This is a genomic window from Variovorax flavidus, assembly GCF_030317145.1.
Classification (GTDB): Bacteria; Pseudomonadota; Gammaproteobacteria; order Burkholderiales; family Burkholderiaceae_C; genus Variovorax; species Variovorax flavidus.
Window position 1 is genome coordinate 2019271 of the sequence record NZ_JASZYE010000001.1, and the last position, 19022, is coordinate 2038292.

The 19022-nt window shown below is 66.9% G+C and carries 16 protein-coding genes; 10 read left to right on the forward strand and 6 right to left on the reverse strand.

Translation table 11 applies throughout. The annotated features are described in order from the left end of the window. Window positions 1-28: 28 nt before the first annotated feature. The 5 genes from QTH90_RS09765 to QTH90_RS09785 all read right to left on the reverse strand — a co-directional run bounded on the left by QTH90_RS09765 (window position 29) and on the right by QTH90_RS09785 (window position 7764). A complete protein-coding gene (locus QTH90_RS09765; protein WP_286664255.1) occupies window positions 29-1393 on the reverse strand; it encodes an NCS2 family permease in 1365 nt (454 codons plus the stop codon). A gap of 72 nt (window positions 1394-1465) precedes the next feature. Next, the gene (locus tag QTH90_RS09770; protein WP_286664256.1) at window positions 1466-2419 is read right to left on the reverse strand and encodes a LysR family transcriptional regulator; all 954 of its coding nucleotides are present in this window, start codon (window positions 2417-2419) and stop codon (window positions 1466-1468) included. Window positions 2420-2484: 65 nt separating this feature from the next. After that, window positions 2485-4911, reverse strand: a complete 2427-nt coding sequence (gene xdhB / locus QTH90_RS09775; protein ID WP_286664257.1) for a xanthine dehydrogenase molybdopterin binding subunit — start codon at window positions 4909-4911, stop codon at window positions 2485-2487. A 146-nt stretch (window positions 4912-5057) separates the two neighbouring features. Next, window positions 5058-6641, reverse strand: coding sequence for a xanthine dehydrogenase small subunit (gene xdhA, locus QTH90_RS09780; protein WP_286664258.1), 1584 nt, complete (start codon window positions 6639-6641; stop codon window positions 5058-5060). A gap of 217 nt (window positions 6642-6858) precedes the next feature. Beyond that, on the reverse strand, window positions 6859-7764 hold the full coding sequence (locus QTH90_RS09785) for a LysR family transcriptional regulator (RefSeq protein ID WP_286664259.1): 906 nt from the start codon (window positions 7762-7764) through the stop codon (window positions 6859-6861). 93 nt (window positions 7765-7857) lie between these two features. On the opposite strand from QTH90_RS09785, the gene QTH90_RS09790 reads away from it, so the two are divergent. The 10 genes from QTH90_RS09790 (at window position 7858) to QTH90_RS09835 (ending at window position 18493) form a co-directional block, all read left to right on the forward strand. Further along, window positions 7858-9051, forward strand: coding sequence for a PQQ-dependent sugar dehydrogenase (locus QTH90_RS09790; protein WP_286664260.1), 1194 nt, complete (start codon window positions 7858-7860; stop codon window positions 9049-9051). After that, window positions 9048-9686 (forward strand): c-type cytochrome, encoded by a 639-nt coding sequence (locus QTH90_RS09795; RefSeq protein WP_286664261.1) that lies wholly within the window; start codon window positions 9048-9050, stop codon window positions 9684-9686. The genes QTH90_RS09790 and QTH90_RS09795 overlap by 4 nt, the downstream gene beginning before the upstream one ends. A gap of 94 nt (window positions 9687-9780) precedes the next feature. After that, complete coding sequence (locus QTH90_RS09800; protein WP_286664262.1) at window positions 9781-11934, forward strand: thiamine pyrophosphate-dependent enzyme; 2154 nt, start codon at window positions 9781-9783, stop codon at window positions 11932-11934. Between the two features lie 4 nt (window positions 11935-11938). After that, window positions 11939-13555: an indolepyruvate oxidoreductase subunit beta family protein gene (locus QTH90_RS09805; RefSeq protein WP_286664263.1), complete on the forward strand. Its 1617-nt coding sequence runs from the start codon at window positions 11939-11941 to the stop codon at window positions 13553-13555. Window positions 13556-13686: 131 nt separating this feature from the next. After that, window positions 13687-14733 carry a TRAP transporter substrate-binding protein gene (locus QTH90_RS09810; RefSeq protein WP_286664264.1) on the forward strand — a complete coding sequence of 349 codons (1047 nt, stop codon included), beginning with the start codon at window positions 13687-13689 and terminating at the stop codon, window positions 14731-14733. Window positions 14734-14770: 37 nt separating this feature from the next. Continuing rightward, window positions 14771-15295: a TRAP transporter small permease gene (locus QTH90_RS09815; RefSeq protein WP_286664265.1), complete on the forward strand. Its 525-nt coding sequence runs from the start codon at window positions 14771-14773 to the stop codon at window positions 15293-15295. A 78-nt stretch (window positions 15296-15373) separates the two neighbouring features. Beyond that, window positions 15374-16675 (forward strand): TRAP transporter large permease, encoded by a 1302-nt coding sequence (locus tag QTH90_RS09820; protein WP_286664266.1) that lies wholly within the window; start codon window positions 15374-15376, stop codon window positions 16673-16675. Window position 16676: 1 nt separating this feature from the next. Next, window positions 16677-17090, forward strand: a complete 414-nt coding sequence (locus QTH90_RS09825; protein ID WP_286664267.1) for an acyl-CoA thioesterase — start codon at window positions 16677-16679, stop codon at window positions 17088-17090. A 180-nt stretch (window positions 17091-17270) separates the two neighbouring features. Then, a complete protein-coding gene (locus tag QTH90_RS09830; protein ID WP_286664268.1) occupies window positions 17271-17984 on the forward strand; it encodes a cytochrome c oxidase assembly protein in 714 nt (237 codons plus the stop codon). Beyond that, window positions 17981-18493, forward strand: coding sequence for a HemJ family protein (locus QTH90_RS09835; protein ID WP_286664269.1), 513 nt, complete (start codon window positions 17981-17983; stop codon window positions 18491-18493). The genes QTH90_RS09830 and QTH90_RS09835 overlap by 4 nt, the downstream gene beginning before the upstream one ends. On the opposite strand, the gene QTH90_RS09840 is transcribed toward QTH90_RS09835, so the two are convergent. Then, window positions 18457-18963, reverse strand: a complete 507-nt coding sequence (locus QTH90_RS09840) for a DUF2231 domain-containing protein (RefSeq protein ID WP_286664270.1) — start codon at window positions 18961-18963, stop codon at window positions 18457-18459. The genes QTH90_RS09835 and QTH90_RS09840 overlap by 37 nt on opposite strands. Between the last annotated feature and the right edge of the window lie 59 nt (window positions 18964-19022).

The following is a 19022-nucleotide window of genomic DNA, read 5'->3' on the forward strand; positions in this document are numbered from 1 at the left end:
CGCCCCCTGGGCGATCGCCGTATTGTCGTCAGTGTCCGCCGATGTAAATGAACTTGAAAAGGAACACGCCGCCGATGAGCCACACCATCCAGTGCACCTGCCTGGCCTGGCCGGTGAACAGCTTGAGCACCGCATAGGTGATGAAGCCGAAGGCCAGCCCGTTGGCGATGGAATAGGTGAAGGGCATCGTCAGCGCCGTCACGGCAGCCGGGATGACCTCGGTCGTCTCGTCCCAATCGAGTTCGGTCAGTTCCCTAAGCATCAAACAGGCCACGAAGAACAGGGCGGGTGCGGTGGCATAGGCCGGCACCGCGCCGGCCAGCGGCGAAATGACCAGTGCCGCGAGGAACAGCACCGCCACCGTCAGCGCCGTGAGCCCCGTCCGGCCGCCGGCCTGCACGCCGGCAGCGCTCTCGACATAGGCGGTCGTGCTGGAGGTACCGAGCAGCGAACCCGCGAAGATCGCACCGCTGTCGGCCAGCAGCGCCTTGTTGAGCCGGTCCATCTTGCCCGGCACCAGGAGGCCGGCGCGCCGGGCCACGCCCATCAGTGTGCCGGTGGCGTCGAACAGCTCGACCAGGAAGAAGACGAGGATCACGTTCAGGATGCCGCCCGACAGCGCCGCCTTGATGTCGAGCTGCAGGAAGGTCGGCGCGATCGACGGCGGCGGCGCGAAGATGCCGTGGAAGGTGTTGCCGCCGAAGAAGAAGGACAGCACCGTCACCGCGATGATGCCGATCAGGATCGCGCCGGGCACCTTGAGCCGGTCGAGCACCACGATCAGGAAGAAGCCGAGCGTCGCCAGCACCACCTCCGGCGTGTGCAGGTCGCCGAGCGTGACGTAGGTCGCCTTCGACGGGGCAACGATGCCCGCGCTCTTGAGCGCGATGATCGCCAGGAAGAGGCCGATGCCCACGGTGATCGCAATTCGGATCGAGTGCGGTATGCCGCGGATGATCAGTTCGCGCAACTTGAACACCGTGACCAGCAGGAAGAGACAACCTGAGACGAAGACCGCCCCCAGCGCCGCCTGCCACGTGAAGCCCATCTGCAGCACGACCACGTAGGCGAAGTAGGCGTTGAGCCCCATGCCCGGCGCCAGCGCGATCGGATAGTTGGCGTAGAGGGCCATGATGCCCGTGCCCAGCGCGGCGATCAGGCAGGTGGCGACGAACACCGCGTCCTTCGGCATGCCCGCGTCGCCGAGGATCGACGGGTTGACGAAGATGATGTAGGCCATCGTCAGGAAAGTGGTGAGGCCCGCCACCAGTTCGGTGCGGATGGTGGTGTTGTGCTCCCTGAGCTTGAACACCCGTTCCGCCCAGCCCCTTGCGGCGGGCTGCGTCGGTGCGCCGTGCTCCTGGATGTCGAGCACTTGTTCTGTCCGGTTCATCGTCTTGTCTCCGAGTCTTTATGGATCGATGGCGTTGTCTGTCCTTGCTCGCGACGCCGGCGCGAGATCTATCTATTCAGGGCCGCCCGCCACCGCCAGGGGCCGCAGCGACGCCGCCACGGCCTTGGCGCGCTCGCGCAGCCAGCGCGCCGAGCTCGACGAGTGCGTGCGCTCGTGCCAGAGCTGGTAGTACATGAGGCGCGGCAGCGGCACCGGGCATTCGAGGATCGCTACGGGCAACCGGTCGAGAAAACGCTCGCAATACTGGCGGCCGGTGGTCAGCACCAGCAGGCTCGAAGCCACCATGTCCGGAATGAGCCCGAAATGCGCGCAGCGCGCCGTGATGTTCCGCTGGCGGCCCATCTCGTCGAGCATCTGGTCGATGATCCCGCGCGCGCCGGGATGCGTCGGCGTGGGCGCGATGTGCTCGGCCGAGAGCCAGCTCTCCAGGTCCCAGCCGCGCCGCACGGCCGGATGGTCCTTGTTGACAAGCGAGACGATCTCGTCGCCGAAGAGCCGCGCCATGTGCAGGTCTTCCGGCGGCTTCAGCCAGTTGCCGATCACCACGTCGACCTGGCCCAGCGAAAGATGCGCGTGGTAGTCCGAATCGGAGGTCAGCGGATGGATCTCGATGTGGCACAACGGCGCCTGGCTCTTGATCTGTGCGACCAGCTGCGGCAGGAAGAGCGGGTCCATGTAGTCGCTCGCGGCGATGCGGAAGGTGGTGGCCGCCGTCTGCGGATCGAAGCCGCGCGCATCGCTGAACAGCACCTCCGCCGAGCGCAGGATGGCCGCGCTGGGCTCGATCATCCGCAAGCCGGCATCGGTCGGCACCATGCCCGAGCCGGAGCGCACCAGCAACGGGTCGCCCGACAGCTCGCGCAGCCGCTTGAGGGCTGCGGAAACGGCGGGCTGGTACATCCCCAATCGGATGGCGGCACGCGAGACGCTGCGGTCGGTCAACACGGTGTGTAGAACCCTGATGAGATGAAGATCGATCTTGTCTAGAAGCGCTTGGTCTCTCATAGCTGCCCACCGTGGTCTGGAATGTGCGGGCAGTTATACAGCGCTGCATTCACATGGAAGTGCCCTCAGGCGGCCGCGTTCTGCACCGCGGTGATCGCTCGGAGAATCGCCTCGCTCGTCGCCGGCGCGCGCAGCGGCGGGTCGGTCCGATGCTCGCCCACGGCCGACACGGCGTCGCGGATCGCGAAGAAGACCGAGAACGGCAGCAGCAGCGGCGGCTCGCCGACCGCCTTGCTGCGGTGGATCGAGTCCTCGAAGTTCTGCCCCTCGAACAGCCGCACGTTGAACACCGGCGGGCAGTCGTTGGCCGTCGGGATCTTGTAGGTGCTGGGAGCGTGCGTCGTCAGCAGGCCGGTCTTCGGGTGCCATACCAGCTCCTCGGTCGTGAGCCAGCCCATGCCCTGGATGAAAGCGCCCTCGACCTGGCCGATGTCGACCGCCGGATTCAGCGACTTGCCGGCGTCGTGCAGGATGTCGGCGCGCAGCAGCTTCCATTCGCCGGTGAGCGTGTCGACGATCACCTCGCTCACCGCCGCGCCGTAGGCGTAGTAGAAGAAGGGTCGGCCGAACATCTTGTCCTTGTCCCAGCTCAGGCCGGGGGTGGCGTAGAAGCCGTCGGACCAGAGCTGCACGCGGTCGAGGTAGGCCTCGCCCACCACGCTGCTGAAGGAGAGCGTGCGGCCGTTGACCTCGACCTTGTCGTTGGCGAAGCGCACGGCCGATGCGTCACCGCCATGGCGGCTGGCGGCGCAGGCGGCAAGCCGCTCGCGGATCTGCCGCGCGGCGTCCTGCGCAGCCTTGCCGTTCAGGTCGGCGCCGGTCGAGGCAGCGGTGGCCGAGGTGTTGGCGACCTTCTGCGTGTCGGTGGCCGTGACCCTCACGCTCTCGAAGTTCACGCCCAGTTCGTGTGCCACCACTTGCGCGACCTTGGTGTTGAGGCCCTGCCCCATCTCGGTGCCGCCGTGGTTCACGAGGATCGAGCCGTCGGTGTAGACGTGGACCAGCGCGCCGGCCTGGTTGAAGTGCTTGACGTTGAAGGAGATGCCGAACTTCAGCGGCGCCAGGGCGATCCCGCGCTTGAGCACCGGACTCTTCACGTTGAAGGCCGCGATCTCCTCGCGGCGGCCGCGGTAGCCGCTGCTGGCTTCCAGCTCGGCCACCAGCTCGTGAATGATGTTGTCGCTCACGACCTGGCCGTAGGGCGTGACGTTGTTCTCGCCCTTGCCGTAGAAGTTGACGCGCCGCACGTCCAGCGGATCGCGCCCGAGTTCGCGCGCCACGCTGTCGAGGATGTTCTCGATCGCGATCGCGCCCTGCGGGCCGCCGAATCCGCGGAAGGCCGTGTTGCTCTGCGTATTGGTCTTGCCCGAGTAGCCGTGCATGGTCACGTCGGGCAGCCAGTAGGCGTTGTCGAAGTGGCACAGCGCACGCGTCATCACCGGCCCCGACAGGTCGGCCGAGTGGCCGGCGCGCGAAACCATCGTGATCTCGGCGCCGAGGATGCGGCCCTCGTCGTCGTAGCCGATTTCGTATTCGTACCAGAAGCAATGGCGCCGGCCGGTGATCATGAAATCGTCGTCGCGGTCCAGCCGCAGCTTGACGGGGCGCCTGAGCTTGTTGGCCGCGACCGCCGCCACGCAGGCGAAGAGCGCCGACTGCGATTCCTTGCCGCCGAAGCCGCCGCCCATGCGCCGGCATTCGACGTGCACCTCGTTCGCATGCAGGTGCAGCGCATGGGCCACCAGGTGCTGCATCTCGCTCGGGTGCTGCGTCGAGCAGTAGACGTGCATCGTGCCGCCTTCCTTCGGGATGGCGTAGCTGATCTGGCCTTCGAGATAGAACTGCTCCTGCCCGCCGACGTCGAGTTCGGCCTTCAGGCGGTGCGGCGCCTTCGCGATCGCGGCCTGTGCGCCGCCTTCGTTCGTTGCGCGCACCAGGTGCATCGGCGGCACCACGTACTGGCCCTTGGCGTGCGCATCCTGCGGCGTGAGCACCGGCGGCGCGGCCTCGATGTCGAGCGCGTCCTTGGCGCGAGCCGCGGCGCGACGCGCGGCATCGCGCGTCTCGGCGATGACGGCGAAGACCGGCTGGCCCATGTAGCGGATGTCGCCGCTGCACAGGATGGGATCGTCATGAATGATCGATCCGCAATCGTTGCTGCCCGGAATGTCGGCTGCCGTGATCACGGCCACCACGCCCGGCATGGCGCGGATGGCGTCGAGCCGCATGTCCTTGAGCCGGCCGTTGGCCACGGGCGACAGGCCCAGCGCGCAATGCAGCGTTCCGGCCAGTTCGGGAATGTCGTCGATGTAGGTCGCCTCGCCGGCAACGTGCAACTGGGCCGACTCGTGCGGCCGGCTGATGCCCACGCGCGCGCCGTCGCCATGCGCTTTCGCCTCGGCGCGCTCGTCGATGCGCGCGGCGGCGTTGGTGAGGTAGTCGGCAAAGGCCTCGGCGGATTGCAGCAGACTGGGATCCAGGGGCTTGTTCATCTCAATTGCTCCACAGCGGCATCAAGGGTGCGAGAAGTGTCGATCGGGAAATACCGCGGAACCGGCTTTGCCGGGCCGCTGGTATTGCCCCCTGCAAGGGGGTGGGCGGCCACACGAAGTGGGCAAGCCTGGGGGTGAGCTTCATCTCACGCTCCTTCGACGCTCGTTTCGTGGGGCATCACGCTCCAGACGCTGGTCGCCTCCACCGGCAACGGATCGGTCGTGCGCGTCTCCAGCCACAGGCGTTGCAGCAGGTTCTGCGCCACCTGCAGGCGGTAATCCGCGCTGGCGCGCATGTCGGTCAGCGGCTTGAAATCCTGAGCCAGCGCCAGCTTGGCGGCGTTCACGCCGGCCTGCGTCCAGGCCTTGCCGACCAATGCGGCCTCGGCCTGGGCGGCGCGTTTCACTGTCGCGGCCATGCCGCCGAAGGCAAGCCGCACTTCCTTCACCACATCGCCATCCAACTCGACGGCAAAGCCGCCGCACAGCGCCGAAATGTCGCAGTCGAAACGCTTGCTGATCTTGTAGGCCCGCACCTGGCGCCCGAGCGCCGCAAGCGGAATCGACAACCCCTGCACGAACTCGCCAGGCTCCAGCCGGTTCTTCATGTAGTCGACGTAGAAGTCCGGCAGCGGCATGCGGCGCACCTTGTCGCCGCGGCGCAGCTCGATCTCGGCATCCAGTGCCATCAGCACCGGCGGCGAATCGCCGATGGGCGAACCGTTGGCGACGTTGCCGCCCATGGTGCCGGCGTTGCGGATGGGCGGCGACGCAAAGCGCAACCACACGTCGGTCAGGCTCGGAACTCGCCGGGTCAGCGCGCGGAAGGCATTCTCGAGCGAGGCGCCGGCGCCGATGTAGAGCGCATCGCCACGCTCCTCGACCGTCTTCATCTCGGCGACATCGCCGACGAAAATGATGTCGCCGAGATCGCGGAACTGCTTGTTGACCCAGAGGCCGACATCGGTCGATCCGGCGAGCAGCTGCGCCGTCGGCTTGGCTTCGCGCAGCGCGGCGAGTTCGTCCAGCGTGGTCGGCGCATGGAACCGGTCCAGGCGCTGGCCGAGCGGGGCGGCGTATTCGAAAGTCTGGTCATGCTGCAGGCTGGTCAGCGCCTGCACCACGGGCTGCGTATCGAGCCTCACATCGGGCAGGTCGAACATGCGCTGGCCCGCGTCGAGGATCGGCCGGTAGCCGGTGCAGCGGCACAGGTTGCCCGAGAGGTCGTCGGCCAGCTGCTGGCGCGTCGGCCGCGTGCCGTCGGCCTGGTGGTGCTCGTACGTGGACCACAGCGACATCACGAAGCCGGGGGTGCAGAAACCGCACTGCGAGCCGTGGCAGTCCACCATCGCCTGCTGCACCGGATGCAGGCGCTGCACCGGGTGCTTGTCGTGCTGCCGCGCGTCATGGCCGTGGCTGCATTGCGCCTTGAGGTCCTCGACCGTGAACAGCGCCTTGCCGTGCAGCGTCGGCAGAAACTGGATGCAGGCGTTGACCGTCGACAGGCGCAGGCCGCCGACCGCGCCCTGCTCGCCGGCGTCGGCCAGTTCGCCGACCACCACGGTGCATGCACCGCAATCGCCCTCGTTGCATCCCTCCTTGGTGCCGGTGCAGCGGGCGTCCTCGCGCAGCCAGTCGAGCACCGAACGGGTCGGATGCACGCCGCTGACGTCGACGATCCGGCCGCGGTGGAAAAAGCGGATGGGTTGGGTGCTCGGTGTCATGCTCATGCTCGTGGGGGCTACGCGTTTGTCGCGATCAAAAATCGGGCCAACTCGAAGTTAGTGCTTTGCCGCCCCGAATGCATACGGTCGCGGCCATAGCGCCTATGTGGGGGTTGGTATGTGACGCTGGGGAAAACCCTCGAATCGGGTCCCATTGTGTCCCCGCGAGAAGTCCGGGAACAGGGATGTGCGCGCCGGCGACGCGGGGAATCGCTTCGCGCCGCTAGACGAACAGGTCGCGGATGAGCTGCCGCAGCCACCGGTTCGCCGGATCGGCCTCGAACCGCTTGCTCCAGTGCAGCGACACGGTGAAATCCCGCAGCGGAAAGGCCGGCTCGACGATCGCGTAGCCACCCTCCTCCGCAAAGCCACGCGCGATGTTTCGAGGCATCACGACCGCCAGGTCGGTCGCGCGGACGATGGCCGGCAGCACCATGAAGTGCTCCGTCGTCAGGCGCACGCGGTCTTCGAGGTTCAGCAACTGCAGGATGCGCAGCGTCTCAGCGTGCGTGCGCACCGCGACGTACTCCAGTTTCCGCAGCGACTCCAGCAGCGCCTGGCCGTTGCGCCGCGAACGCGCGAAGGGATGGCCCTTGCGCAGCAACACGATGTAGCGGTCCTTCAGCAGCGTCACGCGCTGCGTATCCCCTACCTTGGGCAGGAAGCCGAAAGCGAAGTCGACCCGGCCGCTGTCGAGCGCGGGGGCGATCTCGGCGGGCTGCAGCGGCAATGTCTCCAGCCGCACGCCGGGCGCCAATTGGCCGAGCCGGGCCATCAGCGGCGGCAGGAAACGGCCCTCGCCGATGTCGCTCATGTGGATGCGGAAGGTCTTGCGCGAATCGTCCGGCTCGAAGCGGTCGGGCTCGTTCAAGGCGACTTCCAGCGTGCCCAAAGCGGACTGCACCGCCACCGCCAGCCGCTCGGCGCGCGGCGTCGGCGACACACCGCCCGGCGCGCGGATGAAAAGCGCGTCCTTCAGCAACAGCCGCAGCCGGCCCAGCCCGTGGCTGGCCGCAGGCTGCGTGAGCCCGAGCGCTTCGGCCGCCCGGCTCACGTTGCGGGCGCGGTAGACGGCGTCGAAGAGGCGCAGCAGGTTGAGGTCGATGGCATCGATATGCATGGGATTCATGTCGCTTAGCTGGATTATTTTATTGATGGTGACTGGCCGCAACCTCAAACTGATGGGCGGCGTCACGCCGACAACACGAGAAGGAGACAAGACATGACCATGATCCGTCCGTATGCGGCAGCTGCCGCCCTGCTCTGCGCGGCAACCGCCGCCTGGGCCCAACAGCCACCGACCGAAGAGCCCGGTTGGGCCAAGGGCCGCCCCAAGACCGAGGCCGCCACGCGCATGGCGCCGGTGCCGGCCTTCCCCATTCCCACGGCGGCGGACCAGCTTCCGACGAACAAGTTCAAGCTGCCGCCGGGCTTCAAGGTCGAGACCTGGGCATCGGGCGTGCTCGACGCTCGAGAGCTTCGCCAAGGCGCCAAGGACAACGTGTTCGTGAGCACGCTGTTCGTGGGCAACAAGGTCTATGCCATTCCCGAGAAGGGCAAGCACGAGGCCAAGGTCATCATCGACAAGCTGCCGATGGCGGCCGGCATCGAGTACCACAATGGTTCGCTTTACGTGGCGACGAACACGCACATCTACCGCTACGACAACATCGAGGACAAGCTCGACAACCCCGGCACGCCCAAGGTGCTCTACGACAAGCTGCCCGGAGGCAACGACCACAGCTGGAAGTTCCTGCGCATCCGCGACAACAAGCTCTACTTCCCGATCGGCGCGCCCTGCAACATCTGCGATCCGGGTGAATACGCCAAGATCTACCGGATGAATCTCGATGGCAGCAACATCGAGACGGTCGCCAGCGGCGTGCGCAATACGGTGGGCTTCGATTTCGATCCGAAGACGGGCAATCTCTGGTTCACCGACAACGGCCGCGACTGGTTCAGCGAAGAATTGCCGAACGACGAACTCAACGTGGTCACGAAGGCGAACCAGCACTTCGGCTATCCGTACTGCCACCAGGGCAACATCCCCGACCCTGAATTCGGCTGGGGCAAGAGCTGCAGCGACTACCAGAAGCCCGCCGCGCTGCTCGGCCCGCACGCAGGCTCGCTGGGCCTGAAGTTCTACAACGGCAAGATGTTCCCGGCCAAGTACCAGGGCGCGATGTTCATCGCGCGCCACGGCCCGTGGAATCGCACCGTCAAGTACGCGGACGTTTCCGTCGCATGGCCCGACGGCAAGGGTGGCGCGAAGGTCGAGCCCTTCATGACCGGCTTCGTGGAGAACAACAACTACCTCGGCCGGCCAGTCGACTTCCTCGTGCTCAAGGACGGATCGATGCTCGTGAGCGACGACCACGCCGGTGCGATCTACCGCATCAGCTACGGCGGCAAATGAGAGGACAGGCAAGACTGGCGATTTCGGTAGCCGCTGCGCTCCTTGGGTTGGCGGCGCTGCCCGCCGCCGCCCAGGCCAAGGCCACGCCCGAGAGCTACAAGCAGCGCTTCGCGGCGCTGTGTGCAGCCTGCCACGGCGCGAACGGGCGCAGCGACATGCCGGGAACGCCGGCCCTTGCCGGACAGCATTCCTTCTATGCGATCACGCAGCTGTTCCTGTTCCGTGAAGGGCGGCGTGGCAACGAAGCGATGACCGCGGTGGCCAAGACCATGTCCGACCAGGATCTGCGCGGCTTCTCCGAATACATCGGCACCTTGCCGCCGGTGCCCGCGCCGCCGCCTGCCACGCCGCCCGATGCGGCACGCATGGCGCGCGGACAGGCCCTGGCGCAGGAGCACCGCTGCGTGATGTGCCACGGGTCCGACCTGAGCGGCGGGCAGCAGGTCGCGCGCATCGGGCAGCAGCGCGAGGACTACCTGCAGATGACCCTGCGCGAGTTCAAGTCGGGCAAGCGCCCGGGCTACACGCAGGCGATGGGCGAAGCGGTGAGCCAGATCCCGCCCGAGGACCTGGACACCATCGCCTACTACGTGGCGCGCTTCCCGGGCGCGCCCGCCAAGCCGGCCGGCAAATAGGAACGGATCGAGGAAACCGGCGTCGGCGAAGGCACGACGCCGGTTCCGCGCACCCGAACCCACGACAACACACAGGCCCACGGAGTCAAGTCTCTTGGAAGTTTCATTCAGCAAGGAAATCGAGGCCCTGCGCCTCGGTGCGGGCGACACCTTTCACGGCGAGGGCATCCTCGCCATCACCAAGGGGTTGCTGCAATCGGGCGTGGCCTACGTCGGCGGCTACCAGGGCGCGCCGGTGTCGCACCTGCTCGACGTGATGGTGCAGGCCAAGCCGTACATGGACGAACTCGGCGTGCACGTGGAGGCGTGCTCCAACGAAGCCTCGGCGGCGGCGATGCTCGGCGCGTCGATCCACTACCCGCTGCGCGGCGCCGTGACCTGGAAGTCGATCGTCGGCACCAATGTGGCGGCCGATGCGCTGTCCAATCTTTCATCGCCAGGCGTCAAGGGTGGCGTGCTGATCGTGGTCGGCGAGGACTACGGCGAGGGTGCCTCCGTCATCCAGGAGCGCACGCACGCCTACGCGCTCAAGTCCAGCATGTGCCTGCTCGATCCGCGGCCCGACCTGGGCGTGATGGTGAACATGGTGGAGCACGGCTTTCGCCTCTCCGAATACTCGAACATGCCCTGCATGATGGAGCTGCGCATCCGCACCTGCCACGTGCGCGGCAGCTTCGAATGCAAGGACAACGTGCCGCCGCCGGTCTCCACCCGCGCACTGATCGAGGAGCCGGCCGGCTTCGACTACATGCGGCTCGCGCACCCGCCCGTGACCTTCCGCCACGAGAAGCTCAAGGGCGAGGAACGGCTGCCGGCCGCGCGACGCTACATCGCCGAGCACCGCCTCAACGAGCTGATCGCCGGCACGCATGCCGACCTCGGCATCGTGGTGCAAGGCGGCCTCTACAACGCGCTGATCCGCAGCCTGCAGCAGCTCGGCTTGGCGGATGCCTTCGGCGCAACGGACATCCCCCTGCTGGTGCTCAACGTCGCTTACCCGCTCGTGCCCGAGCAGGTGGCCGACTTCTGCGTCGGCAAGCGTGCGGTGCTGGTGGTCGAGGAAGGCCAGCCCGAATACATCGAGCAGGAGATCGCCACGCTGCTGCGCCGCCGCGACATCCAGACGCCCCTGCACGGTTGCGACATGCTGCCGGCAGCGGGCGAATATGGCGTCGAGGTCCTGGCGACAGGGCTGAGCCAGTTCGCCGCGCGCTACCTGCCCCAGCACGCCCAGGACTCAGCCAAGGGCTGGCTCATGGGCAATCGCGACCGCCGCGCCGCCGTGGCGACAAGTCTCCAGGCGCCGCTGCCCAACCGCCCGCCGAGCTTCTGCATCGGCTGCCCCGAGCGCCCCGTGTTTGCTGCGCTCAAGCTTGCGCAGCAGGACAGCGGGCCAGTGCACATCGCGGCCGACATCGGCTGCCACGCCTTCGGCACCTTCGAACCCTTCTCGATGGGGCATTCGATCCTCGGCTACGGCATGAGCCTCGCGAGCCGCGCGGGTGTGTCGCCGATGATGCAGCGCCGGGCGCTGTCGATCATGGGCGACGGCGGGTTCTGGCACAACGGCCTGCTGACCGGCGTGCAGAGCGCACTCTTCAATGGCGACGACGCCGTGTTGCTGATCTTCAAGAACGGCTACACCTCGGCGACCGGCACGCAGGACATCATCTCCACGCCCGACGACGAGGTGAAGGAGCGCGCCGCAGACAAGCAGCAGAGCCTGGTCGACAAGAACCAGACCATCGAGTCGACGCTGAAGGGCCTGGGCGTGCAGTGGCTGCACACCGTCTACACCTACGACGTCGACAGGATGCGAAAGACACTCAACGATGCCTTCACGAGCGACTTCAACGGCCTGAAGGTGATCATTGCCGAGGGCGAATGCCAGCTCGAGCGCCAGCGCCGCATCAAGCCCTGGATCGCCAGCCTGCTTCGGCGCGGCGAGCGCGTGGTGCGCGTGAAGTACGGCGTCGACGAGGACGTGTGCAACGGCGACCACGCCTGCATCCGGCTGTCGGGCTGCCCCACCCTCACGATCAAGGACAACCCGGACCCGCTGAAGGTCGACCCGGTGGCGGTGGTCATCGACGGCTGCGTGGGCTGCGGCCTGTGCGGTGCGAATGCGCATGCGGCGACGCTGTGCCCGAGCTTCTATCGCGCGGAGGTGGTGCAGAACCCGAAGTGGCATGAGCGGCTCCTGCACAGCCTGCGCGGTGCGGTCGTCCGCTCACTTCAATCGACCTGACGCGATGAACCGCACGCAACCCATCACCCTCCTGGTCTGCGCCCTCGGCGGCGAAGGCGGCGGCGTCCTGACCGAATGGCTGGTCGACACCGCGCGCCATGCCGGCTTCGCTGCGCAGAGCACTTCGATCCCCGGCGTCGCGCAGCGCACCGGCGCCACCACCTACTACGTCGAAGTCTTTCCGGTGCCGCTGACGGAACTCGGCGGCCGCCGGCCCGTGTTCAGCCTCAGCCCGGTGCCGGGTGCGCTGGACGCCATCGTCTCCTCCGAACTGCTGGAAACCACGCGCCAGATCGGCAACGGCATGAGCGCGCCGGAGCGAACCCTCGTCATCACGTCGTCCAGCCGCACGCTGACCACGGCCGAGCGCATGCAGCCCGGCGACGGCCGCGCCGATGCGCAGCGCCTGCTGGATGTCGTGAAGGCCTTCAGCCGCGAGCACCACGTGTTCGACATGGGCATGGCGGCGCGCGAAGCCGGCACGGTGGTCAGCGCCGTGATGCTTGGCGCCATCGCGGGCAGCGGACTCTTCCCGTTCCCGCGCGAAGCGTACGAACGCGTGGTGCGCGGCGGCGACACCAGTGCGCCCGAGAAGGTCGGCAAGGCGGCCGAGGCGAGCCTGCGCGGGTTCGCAAGGGCGTTCGACGCCGTGAACACGCCGCGGCAGCAGGCAGCGCTGGTCACGGGGCTGCTCGCCGCGAACGGGAACGATGCGCCCGCCCCGCAGGCATTGCCGCCGGCATTGGCATGCCTCTTCCCGCCATCGGTGCATGACATGCTGGCTCTCGGCCATGCCCGTGTCCTCGACTACCAGGACGCGGACTACGCCATGCTGTATGTCGAGCGGCTGCAGCAGGTGCTGGCCGCCGAGCGCGCCGTCGATCCGGCGGGCGCCGAAGGCTTCGCCATCACACGCGAGATGGCCCGCTGGGTCGCGCTGTGGATGGCCTTCGACGACATCGTGCGAGTGGCTGACCTCAAGAGCCGTGCAAGCCGTGCACGGCGCGTGCGCATCGAGGTCAAGGCGGCCGATGACGACATCGTGAAGGTCTATGACCACTTCAAGCCCGGCACGCCCGAGTTCGCGGCGCTGCTTCCGGCCTCGCTCGCCCATCGCGTGACGGCATGGGACCGCCGCCGCAAGACGCCATGGGCGCTGCCGCTCAAGGTCGGCAGCCATTCGGTGCTGGGCATGGCCTCGCTGCGCTTGCTGGCCTCGCTGCGGTGGTTGCGCAAGCGCGGCCACCGCTTCGCCGAGGAACAGGCGCTGATCGGCCGCTGGCTCGATGCCGTGGTCAACGGCACGCGCACGGACTGGCGTCTGGGCCACGAGATCGCGCTGTGCGGCCGGCTCATCAAGGGCTATGGCAGCACGAATGAGCGCGGAAAGCACAACCTGCTGCACGTGATCGACCACCTCGCCGCCGCGCCGCTGCCGGACGCATCGCCCTCGACGCGCGCCATCGCGATAGCCGCCGCACGCGAGGCCGCGCTGGCAGACGATGCAGGCACGGCGCTGGATGCCGCGCTGGTGCGCCACGGCGCACCGCCACGACCGGTGAAGGCGCAGCCGATCCGCTGGATGAAGCGCCAGCAGGATTCGGCGACGCATGCACGCTGACTCAAGGTAAACGCCGATTTACGGCCCTGCCGACTCTTATGAAAAATAATCGATTGCGCACCGCACAAAGACGACAACAAGGCGCATCGACGGATCACAGCTTCCATCCAACTCGCAAGGAGACAAACCCCATGCCGACAACCCGCTTCCTGACCTCGGCCGCCACACGCGCCGTGCTGGCCTTCTCGGCCGTGCTGGCCCTGGCCGCCGCGCCGGTGCAGGCGCAGGACAAGCCCGTCAATCTCAAGATGTCGAGCTGGGTGCCGGCGCAGCATCCGCTGAACCCCTCGCTGCAGGCCTGGGCCGACGACATCAAGAAGGCATCCAACGGCACGATCACCGCGACGCTGTTCCCGTCCGAGCAGCTCGGCAAGGCCTTCGACCACTACGACATGGCGCGCGACGGCATTGCCGACTTCGCCTACGTCAATCCGGGCTACCAGCCCGGCCGTTTCCCGATCATGGCCGGCGCATCGCTGCCCTTCCTGTTCTCCAATGGCAAGGGCGGCTCGGCCGCCATCGACGAGTGGTATCGCCAGTACGCCGCCAAGGAAATGAAGGACGTGAAGTTCTGCTTTGCCTTCGTTCACGACCCCGGCACCTTCCATGCGCGCAAGAAGATCACGCTTCCGACCGACATCAAGGGCATGAAGATCCGCCCCGCGACCAGCACCATCGGGCAGATGGTCACCTCGCTCGGTGGCACCAACGTGCAGGCGTCGGCGCCCGAGTCGCGCGACATGCTGGAGCGCGGCGTGGCCGATGCCATCACCTTCCCTTGGGGCTCCATCGGCCTCTTCGGCATCGACAAGGTGGTGAGCTTCCACATGGACGTGCCGCTCTACGTCACGCCCTTCGTCTGGGCCATGAACCAGAGCAAGTACGACAGCATGTCGCCCGCGCAGAAGAAGGTGATCGACGACCACTGCACCAGCGAATGGGCCGAGAAGGTCGCTACGCCGTGGGCCGACTTCGAGTTCGCCGGCCGCGCCAAGATCGGATCGCAGCCGGGCCATGAGATCTACAAGCTCACACCGGACCAGCTCGACGCATGGCGCAAGGCCACTGCGCCCGGCGAGGCGCAATGGGCGGAAGGCGTGAAGAAGGTCGGACAGGACCCGAAGGCGGTGATGGACGCACTCAAGGCCAGCCTCGCCAAGAACAAGTCGGCACTTTGATCCGTGGGTCTCCCGCTGATCGCGCGATGGAGGTGCAATGACGAAGCGTAGCGAGAACGTCATGGACAAGATGATCAACACGATCGAATGGCTCGCGGCCATGTTCGTGGGGATCGTGGCGTTGAACATCTTCATCGCGGTGGTGCTGCGCAAGTTCTTCGACACCTCCATCCCCGACTCCTACGACTTCGGTCGCATGCTCCTGGGCATCCTGATCTTCTGGGGCATCGCGGCCACCAGCTACCGGGGCGGGCACATCACCGTCGATCTGGTCTGGACCGCGGCCGGCCCGCGCATGAAGCGCTGGATCGACGTGTTCGCCACGCTCGTCCTGCTCTTCGTCGTCGCAGTGCAGACCGCCACGCTGTTCGACAAAGTGCGCGCCACCTATGTCGACCATGTGCTGACCTACGACATGAACATCCCGACCTGGCCCTTCTACGCCGTGGCGTGGCTGGGCGATGTATCGGCGGTCGTCCTGATCGCCATCCGTACGTATCGATTGATCTTCCACCCCGAACTGCTCCATGACGAGAAGCCTGAAATGAAATCCGATGAATGAGCATTGCAGGACCGCTCCGAGATGCACAGGCCCCCTCGGGGGGCAGCGAGGACACGCAGTGCCGAGCGTGGGGGCCGCATGAGCACTGATGCGATTGCCGTTCTGGGCTTTGTCGTCCTGTTTGCGTTGATGCTCTTGCGCGTGCCGGTCGGCATGGCGATGGGGCTGGTGGGTGTCACGGGCTACGCATGGATCGTCGGCCCCGGCCCCGCGCTCAAGCTGGTGGGCCAGACCTCCATGCGCACGGTGACCGACTACACCTTCGGCGTCATCCCGATGTTCATGCTGATGGGCGCGCTGGTCTCGGTCTCCGGCGTGAGCCGCGAGCTCTTCAAGGCCGCCAATTCGATGATCGGCCACCTGCGCGGCGGCTTGGGCGTCGCCACGGTGCTGGCCTGCGGCGGCTTCGCTGCCATCTGCGGCTCGTCGGTCGCGACGGCTGCGACCTTCTCCGCGGTCGCCTATCCGGAGATGCGGCGCTTCAACTATCCGCAGTCGTTCTCCACCGGGGTGATCGCGGCGGGCGGCACGCTGGGCGCGATCCTGCCGCCATCGACGGTGCTCGCCGTCTACGCCATCCTCACGCAACAGGACATCGGCAAGCTCTTCATGGCGGGCATCGTCCCCGGCATCCTGGCAATGACCATGTACGTGCTGACGATCGTTCTCATCGTCAAGGTACGGCCCGACTGGCTGCCGGGCGGCGAGGTCAAGCCCTGGAAGGACCGCGTCGCCGACCTGAAGAACGTGTGGGCGCCGCTGGTGCTGTTCGTCTTCGTGATCGGCGGTCTCTACGGCGGCTTCTTCACGCCGACCGAAGCCGGCGGCGTGGGAGCGAGCGGCGCGTTCATCCTCGGCTTGCTGCGGCGCAAGCTCGACGGCCCGAAGATCCGCGAAGCCCTGCTCTCGGCCACGCGCACGGCGGCGGCGGTGTTCACGGTGCTGATCGGCGCGCTGCTCTTCGGCTACTTCCTGACCATCACGCAGAGCCCGCAGAAGCTCACCGAGTTCCTCACCAGCCTGGGCATCGGCCGCTACGGCGTGCTCGCGCTCATCATGCTGATGTACCTCGTGCTCGGCTGCCTGATGGACGCAATGGCGATGATCATCCTGACCGTGCCCATCATCTTCCCCGTGATCGTGCACCTCGGCTTCGATCCGATCTGGTTCGGCGTGATCATCGTGATGACGGTGGAACTGGGCCTGATCCATCCACCGGTGGGGATGAACGTCTTTGTCATCAAGAGCGTGGTGAAGGATGTGAGCTTCACCACCATCTTCAAGGGCGTTCTGCCTTTCATCCTGACCGACATCATTCGGCTGGTGATCCTGATCGCGTTCCCGATCATTGCCTTGTGGCTGCCGACGAGAATGGGCTGACATGAGCATCGAAGTCATCTACACCGTGCGCGTCGAGTTCGGCGACTGCGACCCTGCCGGCATCGTCTGGTTTCCCAACTTCTTCCGCTGGATCGACGCGGCCTCGCGCCATTTCTTCGCGGAGCGCGGCGTGCCCCGCTGGGAGGAAACGGCCGCGACTCTCGGCGTGATCGGCACGCCGCTGGTCGACACCCACACCCGTTTCGTCAAGAGCGCCAGCTACGGCGACACGCTGGACATCGTCGTCACCATCCCGGAATGGCGCGAAAAGAGCTTCGTGCAACGCTACAACGTGACGCGCGGCGAGGACCTGATTCTCGAATGCGAAGAGGTGCGGATCTTTGCGGCCAAGCGCGAGGGCGGGGGCATCCGGGCGGTGCCGATCCCTGCGCAGATCAGGCGGCTGTGCGAGTAGCGGATCGCCCGGTCCCCGCATCCGCCTGAGCTTCGACTGCCGGGCGGAGGTCTGTCGAGGCCTAGACGAAGCACTTGAGTCCCGGTACGACCGGGACTATCCTGTCCCGTACACAACTCCGGCCCCACGCCACGGCGTGGCCGCATAACGGGAAGAGGACGCCGCGCCATGATGGATTTCATGATCGCCTACTGCGGCCCCGCCGCGGTACCGGATGACTTCTGGTCGCGTTGGAATTCCGACCCTCTGTTGCTGTCCGCACTCGCCGTGCTGGCATTCGCGGTGGCCAGCGGGCGTTCCTTCGATGCCCGCGCCGGCTGGGCCGCGATCGCGCTGATGGGCATCGTCTTCGTCTCGCCGCTCTGTGCGCTGTCGTCCGCCCTGTTCTCGGCGCGGGTGCTCCACCACATCATCCTCATTGCCGCCGTGGCGCCCCTGCTCGCGCGGGCCTTCCCGCAGCGTCGGCCGAGCCGCGTGCCGCTGCCTGCGCTGGTCACGGCACACGCCGTCATCCTGTGGCTCTGGCATGCGCCCGGTGCCTATGCCTGGGGTCTCGCCAGCGTGCCGGCCTACTGGCTGATGCAGGTTTCGCTGCTCGGAAGCGCCTGGCTGATGTGGCGGGCCATCCTCGCGCCTGCGGTGCATGCCGGTCCGGCGCTGGTGGCACTCGCGGCGACGATCGGGCAGATGGGTCTTCTGGGCGCGGTGATCGTCTTCGCGTCCGTGCCGCTGTATGCGGTCCACATCGCGAGCACGGCGCCGTGGGGACTCACACCGCTGACCGACCAGCAACTGGCCGGGCTCCTGATGTGGGTGCCGGCGATGCTGCCTTATCTTGGCGCGGGCCTTTGGATCGCGTGGTCCAGCCTGCGCCCCGGAGAGCCGGCGCTGTGACGACCTTTCTGAAGTTCGCCCATCTCGCCTCGATCGCGATCTGGTCGGGCGGCCTGCTCGCCCTGCCCTTTCTCTTCTGGCAGCGCCGGACGCTCACGGCCGGCCCGGATCTCGACCGCCTGCATCGGATCACGCGGCTGGTCTTTGTCGAACTCACTTCGCCCGCCGCCTTCATCGCCATCGGCACCGGTACGGCGCTGATCTTCCTTCAGGCGACCTTCGTGGAATGGTTCTCCGTGAAGATGGTGCTGGTCGGGGTCATGGCCATGCTGCACGTCCTTGCCGGGCTCGTGCTGATGCAGGTCTTCTCACCCACGGGCCGGTTCGGACGGATTTCCTACGTGACGCTGATGAGCGCCTACGTGATAGTGATCGCGGGGATTCTCTGGGTGGTGCTGGCCAAGCCGCACTTCGACTCGAATGCGGTCGCCGCGCGTCTGTTCGAGCCCGGCGCGCTCGGCCGATGGATGCATCAGTCCTTCGGCGTGACCAAGATGCCGACGCCATGATCGAACACGAGCTTGCCTCCGTGCCAGCCGGCGAAGCCCACCATCACCGAGGACAGGGCCGACAAGGCCAGCCCGTGCGGCAGGACGGACACGGGATCGACCAGCCGCAAGCCCCAGTTGGCCCCGGCGATCGCGACCAGCGTCATCGCCGCCACCGCATGGGACCAGCTCGCTTCCAGCATCCGGATGCCGCGCACGAGCAGCAACTCGCCCGTACCGACGATGCTGGCGGCCACGCCGGTCCAGAAGGCGGCGCCCGCCGACCAGAGGCCCGCCCGCAGCCAGAAGGCATCGCCGGTCCACCAGTAGAAGACATCCACGCCCAGCGTCGCGACGACGAAGGCGACCGGGAAGTGCACCATCATCACGTGGATCGGATGCCCGACGAGGGCCACCGCCGAACCGACGTCGAGCCGGTTCAGTTCCAGAAGAACCTCGCTGGGAGGTGCGGTGCTGTCGCCTTTCGCCATGGTTCTCCTCCTTCGCGCCGGGTGCGGCCGATGTGGGGCCATCGTAGTCCCTTGCTTCG